General features: G+C 61.3%; 14 protein-coding genes and 1 pseudogene. 1 reads left to right on the forward strand and 14 read right to left on the reverse strand.

Going from position 1 to position 14549, the window contains the following annotated elements:
• Positions 1–31 precede the first annotated feature (31 nt).
• The 8 genes and pseudogenes from GGI60_RS16170 to GGI60_RS32085 form a co-directional block, all read right to left on the reverse strand.
• Entirely contained in the window at positions 32–817 is a 786-nt protein-coding gene (locus GGI60_RS16170; protein WP_183934636.1) for a transporter substrate-binding domain-containing protein, read from the reverse strand.
• 4 nt (positions 818–821) lie between these two features.
• Positions 822–1571 carry a GntR family transcriptional regulator gene (locus GGI60_RS16175; protein ID WP_183934637.1) on the reverse strand — a complete coding sequence of 250 codons (750 nt, stop codon included), beginning with the start codon at positions 1569–1571 and terminating at the stop codon, positions 822–824.
• 157 nt (positions 1572–1728) lie between these two features.
• Positions 1729–2499, reverse strand: coding sequence for an amino acid ABC transporter ATP-binding protein (locus GGI60_RS16180; RefSeq protein ID WP_183934638.1), 771 nt, complete (start codon positions 2497–2499; stop codon positions 1729–1731).
• 11 nt (positions 2500–2510) lie between these two features.
• Entirely contained in the window at positions 2511–3170 is a 660-nt protein-coding gene (locus GGI60_RS16185) for an amino acid ABC transporter permease (RefSeq protein ID WP_183934639.1), read from the reverse strand.
• 5 nt (positions 3171–3175) lie between these two features.
• A complete protein-coding gene (locus GGI60_RS16190; RefSeq protein WP_183934640.1) occupies positions 3176–3838 on the reverse strand; it encodes an amino acid ABC transporter permease in 663 nt (220 codons plus the stop codon).
• A 164-nt stretch (positions 3839–4002) separates the two neighbouring features.
• A complete protein-coding gene (locus tag GGI60_RS16195) occupies positions 4003–4842 on the reverse strand; it encodes a transporter substrate-binding domain-containing protein (protein ID WP_183934641.1) in 840 nt (279 codons plus the stop codon).
• A 704-nt stretch (positions 4843–5546) separates the two neighbouring features.
• A complete protein-coding gene (locus GGI60_RS16200) occupies positions 5547–6194 on the reverse strand; it encodes a TetR/AcrR family transcriptional regulator (protein ID WP_183934642.1) in 648 nt (215 codons plus the stop codon).
• A gap of 359 nt (positions 6195–6553) precedes the next feature.
• Positions 6554–6771 (reverse strand): annotated as a pseudogene (locus tag GGI60_RS32085) (plasmid stabilization protein); the annotation flags it as partial.
• Positions 6772–7034: 263 nt separating this feature from the next.
• On the opposite strand from GGI60_RS32085, the gene GGI60_RS16205 reads away from it, so the two are divergent.
• Positions 7035–8852 carry a methyl-accepting chemotaxis protein gene (locus tag GGI60_RS16205; protein ID WP_183934643.1) on the forward strand — a complete coding sequence of 606 codons (1818 nt, stop codon included), beginning with the start codon at positions 7035–7037 and terminating at the stop codon, positions 8850–8852.
• Positions 8853–8893: 41 nt separating this feature from the next.
• On the opposite strand, the gene doeB is transcribed toward GGI60_RS16205, so the two are convergent.
• The 6 genes from doeB to ehuD are packed head-to-tail and all read right to left on the reverse strand — an operon-like array spanning position 8894 to position 14549.
• Positions 8894–9901 (reverse strand): N(2)-acetyl-L-2,4-diaminobutanoate deacetylase DoeB, encoded by a 1008-nt coding sequence (doeB, locus tag GGI60_RS16210; RefSeq protein ID WP_183934644.1) that lies wholly within the window; start codon positions 9899–9901, stop codon positions 8894–8896.
• A gap of 7 nt (positions 9902–9908) precedes the next feature.
• Positions 9909–11090, reverse strand: coding sequence for an ectoine hydrolase DoeA (doeA, locus tag GGI60_RS16215; protein ID WP_183934645.1), 1182 nt, complete (start codon positions 11088–11090; stop codon positions 9909–9911).
• Between the two features lie 32 nt (positions 11091–11122).
• Positions 11123–12106, reverse strand: a complete 984-nt coding sequence (gene eutC, locus GGI60_RS16220) for an ectoine utilization protein EutC (protein WP_183934646.1) — start codon at positions 12104–12106, stop codon at positions 11123–11125.
• Positions 12103–13104 carry a hydroxyectoine utilization dehydratase EutB gene (gene eutB, locus GGI60_RS16225; RefSeq protein WP_183934647.1) on the reverse strand — a complete coding sequence of 334 codons (1002 nt, stop codon included), beginning with the start codon at positions 13102–13104 and terminating at the stop codon, positions 12103–12105. The genes eutC and eutB overlap by 4 nt, the downstream gene beginning before the upstream one ends.
• A 4-nt stretch (positions 13105–13108) precedes the next feature.
• Complete coding sequence (gene eutA, locus GGI60_RS16230) at positions 13109–13888, reverse strand: ectoine utilization protein EutA (protein WP_183934648.1); 780 nt, start codon at positions 13886–13888, stop codon at positions 13109–13111.
• A 1-nt stretch (position 13889) separates the two neighbouring features.
• Positions 13890–14549, reverse strand: coding sequence for an ectoine/hydroxyectoine ABC transporter permease subunit EhuD (gene ehuD, locus GGI60_RS16235; protein WP_183934649.1), 660 nt, complete (start codon positions 14547–14549; stop codon positions 13890–13892).

The following is a 14549-nucleotide window of genomic DNA, read 5'->3' on the forward strand; positions in this document are numbered from 1 at the left end:
CGCAGGAGACATGCGCAAGATCCAGGTTTGCTTACAGATCGGACGGCAGATCGGCGCCGAGCCACTTCTGCGATATCGCGTTCAGCGTGCCGTCGGACTTGGCGGCGGCGATAACGCCGTTCACCTTCTCCAGCAGGCCGGACTGTTCCTTGCTGAGGCCGATGTAGCAGGGCGAGTTCTTGATGAGGAACTTCAGCTCAGGGCGCTTGGGAGGATTCTTGGCGAGGATCGCAGCCGCCACGACGTTGCCGGTGGCAATGATGTCGACCTGGCCGGACAGGAACGCCGAGATGGTGCCGTTATTGTCCTCGTAGCGCTTGATTGTCGCATCGGCCGGCGCGATCTTTGTCAGCTCGAGATCCTCCACGGCGCCGCGCGTGACGCCGATGCTCTTGCCCGCGAGATCTTCCGCCTTGGCGACCGCAAGATCGGCCGGTCCGAACACACCGTTGAAGAAGGGCGCGTAGGCGACCGAGAAATCGATAACCTTTTCGCGCTCCGGATTCTTGCCGAGACTTGATATGACGAGATCGACCTTGTTCGTCTGCAGATAGGGGACGCGGTTGGCACTCGTGACCGGCACCAGCTCGGCTTTGACGCTCAGCTTTTCGGCAATGAGATTAGCCACGTCGATATCATAGCCCATGGGCGCCATATCGGTGCCGACGCTGCCGAAGGGCGGGAAATCTTGCGGGACTGCGACACGCAGCGTACCGCGCGCCGTAATGTCAGCGAGAGCATCGGCGTGCGACGGCGCGTTGAAGCCGAAGGTCGCGGCCAGGGTCGCGATTGCGAAAAAGACTCGTCTTGTCAGCATGTATTCATTGCTCCTTTGAGGTTGTGGTTTTTAAGTCTGACTGTCGGGAGACGGCGGACGCGGCCTTTAGCGGAAGCGACAGGGAATTGCGCAGATCCGAAAGCGGATCCGGGCGCGCCGTGAGGTCGAGGCCCATTTCGACTTCATCAAGATGTTCGACGGCAAGCGCCGCAGCTCTGCCGAAATCGCCTGCCTGCATGGCCTCGAAAATGCGGCGGTGCCCCTCGTGGGACTGTGCTGCATGAAATTCGGATTGATAGAGCATCGAAATGAGGATTGTCCTCGCGGTCAGGTCGCGCAGGATATCGACGATGATGGCGTTGCCGCTCAGTTCCGCGACGCGGATATGGAAATCGCCCATCAGATAGGTCAGGCGCTGGCGGTCGCCTGCCGCCATCGCATTTCGTTCCTCGTTCAGATGCGCGTCGAGAGCCTTGCGCCCCTCCTCCGTCAACTTGCGCATGCTGCGCAGCAAACCGGCCTCGACGATGCGCCTTGCCTCATAAACCGCGATCGCTTCTTCGGCGGACGGCTCGACGACAAACCAGCCGCGCCGGGGGCTGACATGCACGATGCCGCGCGTCTCCAGGCGCATCATGGCTTCACGGACGCGGGTTCGGGACACGCCAAAGAGTGCCGCCAGCTGGTTTTCGCCAAGCCGCGTACCGGGCCTGATCTTAGCGGACAGGATGCCGGAGACGATCGTCGCCTCGATGGACTTCTGGTTGGTCTCGGATGTGTGGCTATCTTGCATACAAGACAGAAAGCAAAGCGCATGCCAAAATCCTGGGCTTAGGATTTTCGGCACGCCTCGGATGCTTTGCGGAAAATATGCCTGCCGGGAATGCAGACTGAACGTAATTTAAGCGAGCGCGGCCCCGTCGCCGACCTGCCGCACGCTTCGCCCCGTCTTAGTTGAAGCTCGAGGTTTTGAGAAATTCGGCCAACCGTTCGGTCCTCGGACGTACGAACATTTCCTTCGGATCGCCCTCCTCGCAGATGACGCCCTGGTTCATGAAGATGACGCGGGACGAAACCTCGTAAGCGAAACGCATCTCATGGGTGACGAGCAGCATGGTCATGCCGTCGGCGGCAAGCCCCTTGATCACCTGCAGCACCTCGCCCACCAGTTCCGGGTCGAGCGCCGAGGTCACCTCGTCGAACAGCATCAGCCGCGGCGACATGGCGATGGCGCGGGCGATCGCGACGCGCTGCTGCTGGCCGCCGGAGAGCTGGCCGGGATAATGATTGGCGCGGGCGGCGAGGCCGACCCGGTCGAGCCATTTTTCGGCAATGATGCGGGCTTCCGGCTTCGTCATCTTCTTCACCTTGACGAGCCCGAGCATGACGTTTTCGGCGGCACTCATGTGCGGGAAGAGATTGAACTGCTGAAAAGCCATGCCGGTCAGCGCACGCTGGCGCGCGATCTCCTTCTCGCTCTTGCGCCGCCGGGTCGCGCCGTCGACGTGATAGCCGATCTCCTCTCCGTCGAGGCTGATCGTGCCGCCCTGGAATTCCTCGAGCATGTTGACGCATCGCAACAAGGTGGTCTTGCCGGAGCCGGAGGAGCCGATGATGGAGATGACCTCGCCTTCCTGCACGGCGCAATCGACGCCCTTGAGAACCTCATGGATGCCGTAAGTCTTGCGCAGACCCTTGATGTCGAGAATGGTCTTGGCCATCGGTAGGCTCCTCAGGACGGCAGGGCGGTCTTGCGCTCGACATATTTGCCGAAGTGCTCGATGCCGTAGTTGACGATGAAATAGAGACCGCCGGCCAGAAAATAGAACTGGAGGCTCATGAAATTGCGGGAAATGATCTCCTGCGTGCGCAGGAGAAGCTCGGCGACGCCGATGACGGAGAGCAGCGTCGAAGCCTTCACCATCTCGGCCGCCGTATTCACCCAGGCCGGCAGGCACTGGCGCATGGCCTGCGGCCACAGCACCGAGGTGAAGGTCTGGGTGAAGGTCAGGCCGATCGCCTTGGCTGCTTCCGTCTGCCCCTTCGGGATCGCCTGAAGCGCTCCGCGTACGATTTCGCCGACATGGGAAGAACAGAAGATCGCAAGAGCGAGCACGCCGGCGGAAAACGGCCCCAGATCGAGACCGACCGCGGCGGAGACATAATAGCTTGCCAGCACGAGCACGAGCACCGGCGTGCCGCGGATGATATCCGTATAGGCGCGTACGAGGAGGCGTAAAATCATGCCGCCATAGACGAGCGCCAGCCCGACGAAAACGCCGAGGACGGAACCTGCGAGAATGGCCAGCAGCGAAATCGACACCGTCATCGCAATGCCGTTCATGATGACGTAGCGGGCGATCCAGAGTTGTTCGAGGAAAGCGTGAGACATCGGGACTATCTCGGCAGGGCCAGACGGCGCTCGACGAGGCGCATCAAGGCGGCGATGATGAAACAGGTCGCGACATAGAGGGCTGATGTAACCATCCATGTTTCAATGACGCGGAAGCTCTCGACATTGATCTTGCGGGCGGCAAAGGTCAGCTCGGGCACGGCGATTGCGGCGGCGAGCGAGGTGTCCTTGAAGAGCGAGATGATCGTCGAGGAGAGCGATGGCAGCACGTTGCGCAGCATCAGCGGTGCGATGATCGAGCTGCGGATCTGCATTGCCGTCAGGCCGATGGCGAGGCCCGCTTCCGTCAATCCTCTCGGGATCGACAGCAGTCCGGCGCGGAACACCTCGGCGAGATAGGCGCCGGAATAGAGCGAAAGAACCAGCACGAAGCTTTTCAGCTTGTCGAGGCGCAAGCCCATCTGCGGCAGCGCGAAAAAGGCGAAAAGCACCAGGACGAGAATCGGCAGGTTGCGAATGACAGTGACATAGACGCGCGCGGGCACGAGCGCGAAGCGGCTCCTCGACGTCAGCGCGAAAGCCACGACAAGACCGATTGCGGCCCCGATCAGGATCGAGATCACGGCAAGGCCGAGGCTGAGGGCAAGTCCGCTTAAGAGAAAGTCGAAATTGCGCCAGACGGCAGCGAAATTCAGTGTGTAACCCATACGGGTCCTTTCAGACCGGAGCATGCCGCCGAATCTACGAGCGGCCCGGAAGACGTCATGCTCCAACCATTCGATTCAGAAGTGGACTTAGATCTTAGCCCGACCTGGACTAAGATCATCCTATTCCAGCGGAGCGGGGAGCAAGCTCCCGCCCCGTATTGCGGTCACTTGTATTCGACGGGGAAGCCGATCTGCGGCGGCGCCAGATCCTTGCCGAACCAGGTCTTGAAGGATTTGGCGTAGAAGTCGAACTCGACACCGGTCATCGCTTCATGAAGAGCGGTGTTGACGAAGTTCAGCCAGTCCTGATCACCGCGCTTGACGGCGCAGGCATAGGTCTGTGGATTCCAGCCGTAGCCGGCATCCTTGTAGCGGCCCGGGTTCTGCGTCATGTACCAGGCGAGCGACGACTGATCCGTGGCAGCGGCATCAGCACGCCCCGACTCCAGCGCCTGATAGATCAGGTCGACGGATTCGTATTGGTCGACGGTCGCCTCCGGCAATGCCGCGTGCACCATAGCTTCGGCATAAACGTTCTGGAGAACCGAGATAGTGACCGAGGACCCGGCAGCCTTCAGGGCGGCATAGTCGGCATATTTTCCGTCCGCCTTGAGCATCAGGCCGACGCCCTCACGATAATAGGGAATGGTGAAGGCGACCTGCTGGGCGCGTTCGCCCGTAACAGTCATGAACTGGCAGGTGATGTCGACCTTATCGGTAGTGATGTTCGGAATGCGAGCGTCCGAAGACTGGTTCACATATTCGATCTTCTCAGGATCGCCGAACAGCGCCTTGGCAATAATATGGCCCATGTCGACATCGAAACCCTGAAGCTTGTCGTCGGCGCTCTTAAAATGCCAGGGCGCGTTGGTGCTGCCGGTTCCGAGGACGAGATGGCCACGAGCCAGCACTTCATCGAGCTTGCTGCCCTCGGCGAGCACAGGCGTCGACACCAAGGCGGCGAGGGCCAGCGACATCAGGCCGGCGCGAAAGGAAATGGTCATGGCGTTCCCCTTGTGATTGGCTTCTCTTATTCCAATATAATGGACGTATGTCTGTTTTACTGGAATGATGTATCAAGTGCCATTGGGGATGAATTGTCAATGGGCCGTGGCGAAAAACGCGCAGTTATGTGCGTGGCGATCCGGCAGCGCCGCACAGCGACGACTTATGTGAGAAATCGCCACCTCGGCAGACACGGAAGTGAGATCAGAGCGGCTCAAGTGAATATTCGACCTGCACGCTCTGGGCCGGCAGGTGGCTTTCAAGTCCGCAAAGATCGCAACCCCGCATTGACGATGGCGGAGCAGCCAGACTTCAGCGAAAGCGGAGGCTGGTGAGTCTTTTTCAGGCCACCGCAAGTGCAGTCGGCGCATTTCGCTGCCTTTGAGTTGCCACGGCAGGCAGCGTATCGGTGGTGAAGCCGCAATTCCGGATGTGCAACCGCGACGCACTTTGGCTGGATTTGCTCCAGCAGGGCAACGCCGCGCGAAAGCCTGTCGGCAGCAGTGGTTGAAGCTTCTGGTCTTTGCTGAAAACAGGCGGGGCCAGCTGCATATGGCCAAATCGAATCATATGGTTCTATCAATAATCCAATCAGGAATTCGAAGTCGAAATACAGAGTACGGTCGAGACCAGTGGCTCGATTCGGCCGGTAGCAACAGTTGAGAGGCAAGCGGTAGGCACTTGATCGAGGAATTGGCGGCGTCTAAGCGGCCCCGACGCCGACGGCGAAGATCGCGATGCAGCGGTCAAGATGAGCAAGCATCAGCCTCCGGTCGGGCCAGGCTTGCATGCGGCCTTCCGGTGGGCCCATGCCGCCAAAGATCATATCCATCAGCATGCGGGCGCCGCTCTCCGGATCATCCAGCGACAGCCTGCCTTCCGCCCGGCGATCGCTCAGCCAGTCGGCGAGATGCTGCCGGCTGGCGAGTATGCCTTCGCGCTGGAGAATGTCGATAAGCTCGGGAAATTGCGCAGCTTCGCGAAAGACGAGCTGCAGGAAACCGGCGCGTTCCGCATCTAGGTCCTCGTCCATATCGATCATGAATATACGTTCGAGGCTCTCGGCGATCGGGATCTCTTCAGCGGGTCTGGGTAGGTCGAGCATCAGGCGCCGATGTGCGCCGACCACGGCGGCGAACAGGTCTTCCTTGCTCTGAAACAGCTTGTAGAGCGTCTGCTTGGAAACACCCGCCTCCGAGGCGACCACTGCGGTCGTGCTTCCGGCATAGCCACATTTTACGAAAACGCGGCGGGCGACTTCAACGATATGCGTCCGCTTGTCTTCGTCGCTAGAGACTTTCGGCCGCCCCCGTCTGCGCGGCTCCTCTGCGCGCTCGTCGGCAATATCCATGACGATCACACCGCCTTGCCGAAGCGCATGCCATCGATCCTGAAAAGCAGCCTGCTGTTGCTGAGGGATGATTTTTCCGGTTGCGGCATCGGTAGTTCGACGGAGAGACCTAAATGGTTCTGTAATGCGTTTGCACCCCACCTCTGGCCATGGAGCGCTTATGCCGACCTTTTCAGCCGCCGCGTCAGTCTCCTCCTATTCCTATAGCAAGAGCTCGACATCCGCATCCCAGGACATCCTCTCCTGTAGTAGGATTTCAAAATAAATCAACCGCAGCCAGTCGGCTCGACCGAGCCACCACCAGCGGCGGCGACAAACTGATGGCCGCGTTGATGGCGCTGGCGCGGGACCGTTTCGACCAGTCGGGCTCCGCCAGCAGCTGCCTGGCCTTCCGTGATGACGCCTTCAAGATCAATGTCCCTCTCGCTTTGCTGGGGAAAGCCGAGCATAGAAGGACATCGCCAGCTCTCGCCCGGCTTGGCGTATTTCATAGGAATCCAGAGCCCGCTCGACAATGTCGGCTATCGAGCGGTTTGCGGCAGGCTAGAGGGTGCGTAAGATCTGGCGCCTTTGCGCTTTAAACGCAAAGCTTCGTTCGGCCATCTGATCTTCTTTGCAACGAATGTTTTCCGCCACAGCCATCAAATGGCAGATGATGGCTGGCTAAACGGCTATATGGCCTGATCACCCCAATTTTGGACGGCGGCCTCGGCCCTGGACAGTCAGTCGACTTCTCACCTGAGTAAGAAGTTAACCATATTTCAGTGTTCTCGCGAAATAATGGCATACGCAGATCAGGCATCTCGAAGAAGAGAAGTCAAAAGTTATTTGGAGACAGTCTTGGCATTTACCATTGCGCGCAGTCTGGTGGCCTTTGGCATCGCCGTTTCAGCCGGCCTTTTCATGTCGATTGGATTGCAGCAATCGGCGCTTGAAAGGCTGAAGGTCAACGGCCCGGTTTACGAGCAGGTGGTCTACGGCAAGGATCTCATTGCCGATATATTGCCGCCGCCGCTCTTCGTGGTCGAATCCTACATGCTCTCCTTCGAGGCGAGCAAATTTCCCGAGCTCACCGAAACCAATCTGGCGAAGATCGCCAATCTGAAAGCCGCTTACGACGACCGTCGCGCCTATTGGAAAACCACCAGGCTGCCGCAGGCTTTGAAGGATGAGCTTGAAAGCGATGTGCTGACCAAGGGCGATGCATTCTGGGAGGTGATGAACCGCGAGATCATCCCGGCACTGAAAGCAAAGGACGAAGACAAGGCGCACGGCGCGATCGAGCAATTGCGCGTCGCCTTCCATACGCACCAGGATGCTGTGGAGAAGCTCGTCGCAAATTCCGACGCTTTCCTGAAGGGCGAGGAAAAGAACGCAGCTTCTGAAATCGTGACCTGGACGATCTATGCGGGAGCTGCCGGCTTCGGCTCCTTCGCTCTGCTGCTGGTCGGGCTCTATTTCCTGCGCCGCCGGGCAATCGTGCCGCTCGACGGCATGAAGGCCTATATGGGCAATCTTGCCGAGGGCGATTTTTCGACCGAAGTTCCCTATGCGAACCGTTCCGACGAGATCGGCGCCATGTCCAAGGCCGTCGCGGTCTTCCGCCGCAACGCCTTGGAACGTCAAGACGCGCAGAAGCGCGAAGCGGTCCTTCGCGATGCCGAATTCGAGCGCGAGCGCAGCCAGATGGCTGAGAAGGCGGCCGAGGAGCGGACACGCGAAACGGTTATTGACGAGTTGACATACGGCCTGGATCAGCTGTCGCACGGCAATCTCGATTGCCGCCTCACGACACCCTTTGCCACCGCCTACGAGAGCTTGCGCGCCAAGTTCAACGACAGCATGAACGCGCTTTCGGCCTCAGTGGCCGAGGTCGCCCAGACCTCCAGGCAGGTCGGCAGCTCCTCCGCCGGCATCACGAATGCCGCCGACAGCCTTGCATTGCGTACCGAACAGCAGGCAGCGATGCTTGAAGAGGCAACGAGCGCGCTCGGCAAAATGAACGCCAAGGCCAAGGATGCTTCGAACCATGCAGGCAAGGCGACCGGCATGATGGCCGAGACGCGCAGCAGCGCCGAACATTCGGCAGCCATCGTTCGCGATGCGATCGCTGCCATGCAGAAGATCGAAGCTTCGTCCGCCCAGATCGGTGAGATCGTCAACGTCATTGACGAGATAGCCTTCCAGACCAACCTTCTGGCGCTCAACGCCGGTGTGGAAGCCGCCCGCGCAGGCGAAGCGGGCAAAGGCTTCGCCGTTGTAGCGCAGGAAGTACGTGAGCTCGCCCTCCGTTCGGCTAATGCCGCCAAGGAGATCAGATCTCTGATTTCCACGTCATCGTCTCAGGTTTCCACCGGTGTGGAGCTCGTCAACCGCACTGGCAAGGCGCTTATGGAAATCGAAGGCCAGGTCGAGCAGGTCGCCGACCTGATCGCCCGCATCGTTTCGGTTTCCTCCGAGCAGACGGTGGCGATCGGGGAAATCAATGCTTCCGTCAATGCGCTCGATGAGGTCACGCAGCGCAACGCCGCCATGGCCGCGGAAACGGTCTCAGCTTGCCGTGCGCTCGGCGGCCAGACGCTGACGCTGGAAGGGATTGTCGGTCGCTTCCAGACCGATGCGGCAACTGCCGGGTCAAGAGCGCGGAAGGCAGCTTGATGTTGATCGGAAGGTGACGTTCACCACATGCCAGTCGCCGTTCAGTTCGTCACAATCGCCACGACCCCAACGCAATCGCCTGATTTGACCAGCCCCGGGAAATGCCGCGCACAGAGAATACCTTCCATGGCGGCACGGATCTCGCCCGGCGCCTCACCCGTCCTGCCCGTCGGATAGATGCGAGCGATGACGGCATCCTTTGCGACCGCTTCACCGAGATCGATGGCGGGCTCGATCAAACCACCCTGTTCAGCGAAAGAGAAACAGCGGGCATCCGGCATATCCAGCCAGGTCGTTGGCTCGGTATCGACGGCGCCGGCGACGATACCGGCATGTCGCAGCACGTTCATGGTGCCACGTTTGGCGATCGCCGCACTTCTGGCCGTGGCGGTACCTCCACCGCCGAGCTCGGTCGTGATGAAGATCTTGCCCATTTCTTCAGCCGCCGTGTCATACATGCCGACCGCATCGATCTCCAGCATTTTCATCGAATAGGGTGCGGCAAAGGCTGTCACGAAATCGAAAGCCTGCGCCTCCTGTTGTTTGTTCGGCAGGATGTGCGCTGCGCAGAACGGGAGAAAATCGAGCGTCTTGCCGCCGGAGTGGAAGTCGAGCACGAGATCCGCCATCGGCAGAAGCACACGCTGGAAATAATCGGCGATCTTTTCGGTCACCGTGCCGTCCGGACGACCCGGGAAGCTGCGGTTCATGTTGCCTCTGTCGATCGGCGAGGTCCGGGTTCCCGCAAGGAATGCCGGGTAATTCATTGCCGGCACGATAATGACAGCGCCGCTCACCTCCTCTGCCTGCAGCGCGCGGGCGAGATCGAAGAGCGCGATCGGTCCCTCGTACTCGTCGCCGTGATTACCGCCGGTCAGGAGCGCCGTCGGTCCCTTGCCGTTCCTGACCACCGTTATCGGAACCATCACCGAGCCCCAGGCGGAATCGTCGCGGCTGTAAGGCAGCCTCAGGAAACCGTGCTGGACGCCTTCGGCGGCGAAATCCACCGTCGCGCTGATCGGCGACGGCCGCAAGCCAGTCTCTGTCATGACAGCCTCAATCCTTGACCATCAGTTTGCGCGGCACGTTGGCGAGGCATTCGACACCGCTCTCGGTGATGAGGATGCTCTCCGTCGTTTCGAACCCCATGTCCTCGAGCCAGAGGCCGGTCATGAAATGGAAGGTCATGCCGGGCTTCAACTCGGTCCGATCGCCCGGCCGCAGGCTCATGGTGCGCTCGCCCCAGTCCGGCGGATAGGAAAGCCCGATCGGGTAACCCGTGCGGTTGTCCTTGACGATCCCGTATCTCTTCAGCACCGCGAAGAAGGCATTGGCGATATCCTCGCAGCTATTGCCGGGTCTGGCGACCGCAAGACCGGCTTCCATGCCTTCCAATGTCGCCTTTTCGGCATCGAGAAAGGCCTGCGTCGGCTTGCCGAGGAAGACGGTCCGCGACAGCGGCAGATGATAGCGATTGTAGCAGCCGGCAATCTCGAAGAAGGTGCCCTCCCCCTTCTTCAGCGGCCGATCATCCCAGGTCAGATGCGGTGCGGATGCTTCGACGCCGGACGGGAGCAGCGGCACGATGGCCGGATAGTCGCCGCCGATGCCGTCGACGCCGCGGGTGCCTGCATCATAGATTTCCGCCACCAGATCGCACTTGCGCATGCCGACTTCGATCTTGTCGAAGATGCGGGCATGCATGGCTTCGACGATGCGGGCGGCATTGCGCATGTACTTGATCTCGGTCTCGCTCTTGACCGCGCGCTGCCAGTTGACCAGCGCGGTCGCATCGGTGAAACGCGCATTCGGCAGATGCTTCTGCAGCGCGGCGAAGGCTGCGGCGGAGAACCAGTAATTGTCCATTTCGACGCCGATCGTCAGCTTGCCGAAGCCGCGTTCCGTCAGGATGCCGGAGAGGTAATCCATCGGGTGGCGCTCGGTCGACTGCACGTAGTGATCGGGATAGCCGACGATGTGGTCGTGGCTGAGATAGGCAGTGAGCTTGGCGCCGTTGGCGTCCTGGCCGCGGCCGAACCAGATCGGCTCGCCCTGCGGCGGCACGATCACCGCCTGATGCACGTAGAAGGACCAGCCGTCATAGCCGGTCAGCCAGGCCATATTCGAGGGATCGCTGACAATAAGCAGGTCGACTCCCTTCGCCTCCATGGCACGCCGTGTCTTTTCCAGGCGCTCGGCATATTCGCCGAGCGAGAACTTCAGATGGGGCTGGGTCATATCTCTTCCCTTCTTGTCCGGCGCCGCGCCGGTCAGCTTTCGAATGTGGTGCCGGCATTCGCCGCGCCGGCGCGGGCAAAAGCGAGCGTGGCGATGGCGGTGTCCTGAATGCCGGTTCCCGTGAGGTCGGCGATGGTGATCTGCTCGTCGCCCGTCCTGCCCGGCATTCGCCCTGCGACGATCCGGCCGAGTTCGGCGAAATCGGCATCCCTTTCGACGAGGCCCGCTTCGATCGCATGGTGAAGCTCACCCAGCCGGCGCGTCTGCTTCAGGCTGTCGGCGACATAGAGGCCGGCGCCGGCGATGGCCGCGGGATCGATCTCGTTCTTGTGCTCGGCATCCGATCCCATGGCCGTCAGATGCTGCCCGGGTCCGAGCCAGCCGGCTCCAATAATCGGTTTTTCCGCGGGCGTGGTGGTCACCACGATATCGGCGCCGGACATTGCTTCCCGCGGGTCGGATATCGCGTTGACGGGAAAGCCGAGCCTTGCCGCCAGTTCTGCAGCCACGCCCTTAGCCTTGGCCGCATCCCGCGCCCATATCCTGGCGTCACGGATCGGCCGCACTAGCGTCAGCGCTTCCAGCTGCAGCCGCGCCTGCATGCCGGCGCCGAAGATTGCCGCCACGCTGGAATTTTGCCGCGACAGATGTTTTGCCGCGACGGCGCCGGCCGCGGCGGTGCGCACGTCGGTGAGATAGCCGTTGTCGAGAAGCAGCGCCTGCACCAGGCCGGTCCGGCTCGACAGCAGCACCATCATGCCGTTGGTGCTCGGCAGACCGATTTTTGGATTGTCGAAGAAGCCGGGGCTGATCTTGATCGCGAAACCCTCGATGCCGGGAATGTAGGCGGTCTTCACATCGACCTCGCCCCGATACTCCGGAATGTCGAGTCGCAGGATCGGCGGCATGGCGACCGCCTTCGTCGCAAGCGCGGCGAAGGCCTGCTCGACGCAAGCGACCGCGTCTGGATCGAGCCCGACGATCTCTCGCAATTCCGCTTCCGTCAGAATAATCATGCAGTATCCTCCGCGAACGCCACATCCTCGCCATTGATCACGCGGCGGTGCTGTTCCATGTCGACATTCCGACCCGAAAGGATCCCAACGACCGGGCCGCCGGTGCGGATCTTTCCGGCCAGCAGCGCTGCGATGCCGACTGCGCCCGCCCCCTCGACGACCTCGCCCTCGCAGGCATAGGCATGGCGCATGCCGGCGGCGATCTCCGTCTCTGTCAGCAGGACGACGCCGTCGAGAAGTTCGCGGCACATGGCGAAGGTCACGCGATTGTCGAGGCCGATCCCGCCGCCGAGCGAGTCGGCGAGGCTCCTCATCTCCTCGACCTGCACCGGCCCTCCGGCATCGAGGCTCGCCTTCATCGCCGCGCCCCGTTCCATCGACAGGCCGATCACCTTGGTTTTGGGATTGACGCCCTTGACCGCGGCGGCGACGCCCGCCGCAAGGCCGCCGCCCGAAAGCGGCACCAGCACCGTTGCCACCTCAGGCAAGGCGTCGGCGATTTCGAGCCCGAGCGTTCCCTGCCCGGCGACGACGTCAGGATGGTCGAAAGGCGGGATCATCATCAGCCCCTCCTCCCGCACCAGCCGGTCGACTTCCTGCTGCGCCTCGTCCTGTGATCGGCCGACGATGCGCACATCGGCGCCGAGACGGCGGATTTCCGCAACCTTGTTCTCCGGCACCAGCCGCGACATGCAGATCGTCGCGACTGCGCCTTGCGCCTTCGCGGCGTGGGCAAGCGCCCGGCCGTGATTTCCGGTGGAGGCGGCGACGACGCCGCGTGCGCGTTCTGCCGGTGACAATGACAGCACCGCATTGGTCGCCCCGCGTAGCTTGAAGCTGCCCGTCGTCTGATGATGTTCGAGCTTCAGCCAGACCGGAACGCCGGCAATCTCGGCAAGCGATGCCGACAGCACCATCGGTGTTTCGACGACCCGGCCGGCGATCCGCCGCGCCGCTGCGCGAATATCCTCCAGCGAAACCGGCAAGGTGCTCACCATGATCTCAGCCTTCCCCATAGGGCATGGTCATCAGCCGGCCGAACTCGGGCCGCACCCGATCTTCGCCGCAAAGCCTCAGGCAGGCCCAGGCGGTTGCGAGATTGCTGGTCACCACCGGCTTGCCGGTCTCGCCTTCGATGCGGGCGGCGACCTGTGCGGCGCGCAGAGCCGTGCAGGAGATGAATAGCGCGTCGGACCGCGGCGCCAGCGCCTCACGCGCGAAGACGGCGATCTCATCCGGCGCAATCCGAGCCATCTCGCGATCGTCGCTCAGGCCGAGGCAGGTGAAGCGGTCGATCGCAAAGCCGAGAGCTGCGAAATAATCCGCCATCGGCCGGCTGGTCTCGATCGTATAAGGCGTCAGCACCGAAATCCGGCGGGCGCCGAGCGCCTTCAGGCCCTTCATCGCCGCCGCCGTCGGCGTCACCACTGAAGCGCCCGGCTTAGCAGCGTGGATCGCCGCTTCGATATTGCGGTCGCCAATGACGACCGAGGCGGAGGTGCAGGAATACATGATCGCATCCAGCGCCTCATCCGGCAGGATCAGCCCGGCGCCTTCCGTCAAAGACGGCTGCATTTTCAGAAGGTTTTCCGGCGTGACCGGATTGGCATAATGGATGCGGCTGACATAGACGCCGATGCGGTCGCTGGCGACCATGCGCCGGAAGTCGACTTCGCTCGTGTGATCAGTCGCCAGAATGACGAGGCCGATGCGCTTTTCGAGCGGCCGGTCATCCAGCCGTGGCCGCCGGCCGGCGGGGATGATTTCGATTCCAGAGGTCATGTCAGTCATCCATCCTGGCGTAACGCTCCTCAAGCCAGCGCAAGCCTACGACCGAGATCAGGCTGATGACGAGGAAGAAGGCGCCAACGAGCGTCATCGGTTCGATGTAGCGATAGTTGCTGTTGGCGATGCTCTTGGCCTGGTTCATCAACTCGAGCACAGTGATCGCCGAAAGCAGCGGCGTTTCCTTGAACATGGCAATGAAATAATTGGCGAGCGCCGGGATCATCGGCGGAATGGCTTGCGGCAGGACCACGTGAATCCAGGTCTGGCGCGTCGTCAGATTGGTAGCCCTGGCCGCCTCCCATTGTCCGCGCGAGACGTTCTCGATGCCGGCGCGATAGACCTCGGCGGTATAGGTCGCGTAGTGAATCCCCATGCCTATGACGCCGGCGGTTAGCGGCGACAGCCGAATGCCGATATCCGGCAGCACATAGAAGATGAAATAGAGCTGCACCAGCAGCGGCGTACCGCGAATGAATTCGGAGACGAAACCGACCGTGCGTGAGACGGCGGCGACCGGGGATCGCCGCGCAATGGCAAGCGCCAGACCGACCACCATCGCGACAGCGGCGCCGAGGATGGTGGCTAGAATAGTGATCTTGAACCCCTCGAGAAGGGTCGGCATGATCTGCCAGACGAAGTCCCAATCCCATTCCAT

Origin of the sequence: Rhizobium lentis (genome assembly GCF_014200175.1) — a bacterium.
Lineage (GTDB): Bacteria > Pseudomonadota > Alphaproteobacteria > Rhizobiales > Rhizobiaceae > Rhizobium > Rhizobium mulingense.

Coding starts and splice junctions, on each gene's coding strand:
- GGI60_RS16200 (WP_183934642.1), bottom strand. CDS start 6,194: ATGGATATTGCCGACGAGCGCGCAGAGGAGCCGCGCAGACGGGGGCGG.
- GGI60_RS16195 (WP_183934641.1), bottom strand. CDS start 4,842: ATGACCATTTCCTTTCGCGCCGGCCTGATGTCGCTGGCCCTCGCCGCC.
- GGI60_RS16170 (WP_183934636.1), bottom strand. CDS start 817: ATGCTGACAAGACGAGTCTTTTTCGCAATCGCGACCCTGGCCGCGACC.
- GGI60_RS16175 (WP_183934637.1), bottom strand. CDS start 1,571: ATGCAAGATAGCCACACATCCGAGACCAACCAGAAGTCCATCGAGGCG.
- GGI60_RS16180 (WP_183934638.1), bottom strand. CDS start 2,499: ATGGCCAAGACCATTCTCGACATCAAGGGTCTGCGCAAGACTTACGGC.
- eutC (WP_183934646.1), bottom strand. CDS start 12,106: ATGATTATTCTGACGGAAGCGGAATTGCGAGAGATCGTCGGGCTCGAT.
- eutB (WP_183934647.1), bottom strand. CDS start 13,104: ATGGTGAGCACCTTGCCGGTTTCGCTGGAGGATATTCGCGCAGCGGCG.
- doeA (WP_183934645.1), bottom strand. CDS start 11,090: ATGACCCAGCCCCATCTGAAGTTCTCGCTCGGCGAATATGCCGAGCGC.
- eutA (WP_183934648.1), bottom strand. CDS start 13,888: ATGACCTCTGGAATCGAAATCATCCCCGCCGGCCGGCGGCCACGGCTG.
- GGI60_RS16190 (WP_183934640.1), bottom strand. CDS start 3,838: ATGGGTTACACACTGAATTTCGCTGCCGTCTGGCGCAATTTCGACTTT.
- GGI60_RS16185 (WP_183934639.1), bottom strand. CDS start 3,170: ATGTCTCACGCTTTCCTCGAACAACTCTGGATCGCCCGCTACGTCATC.
- doeB (WP_183934644.1), bottom strand. CDS start 9,901: ATGACAGAGACTGGCTTGCGGCCGTCGCCGATCAGCGCGACGGTGGAT.
- ehuD (WP_183934649.1), bottom strand. CDS start 14,549: ATGGAATGGGATTGGGACTTCGTCTGGCAGATCATGCCGACCCTTCTC.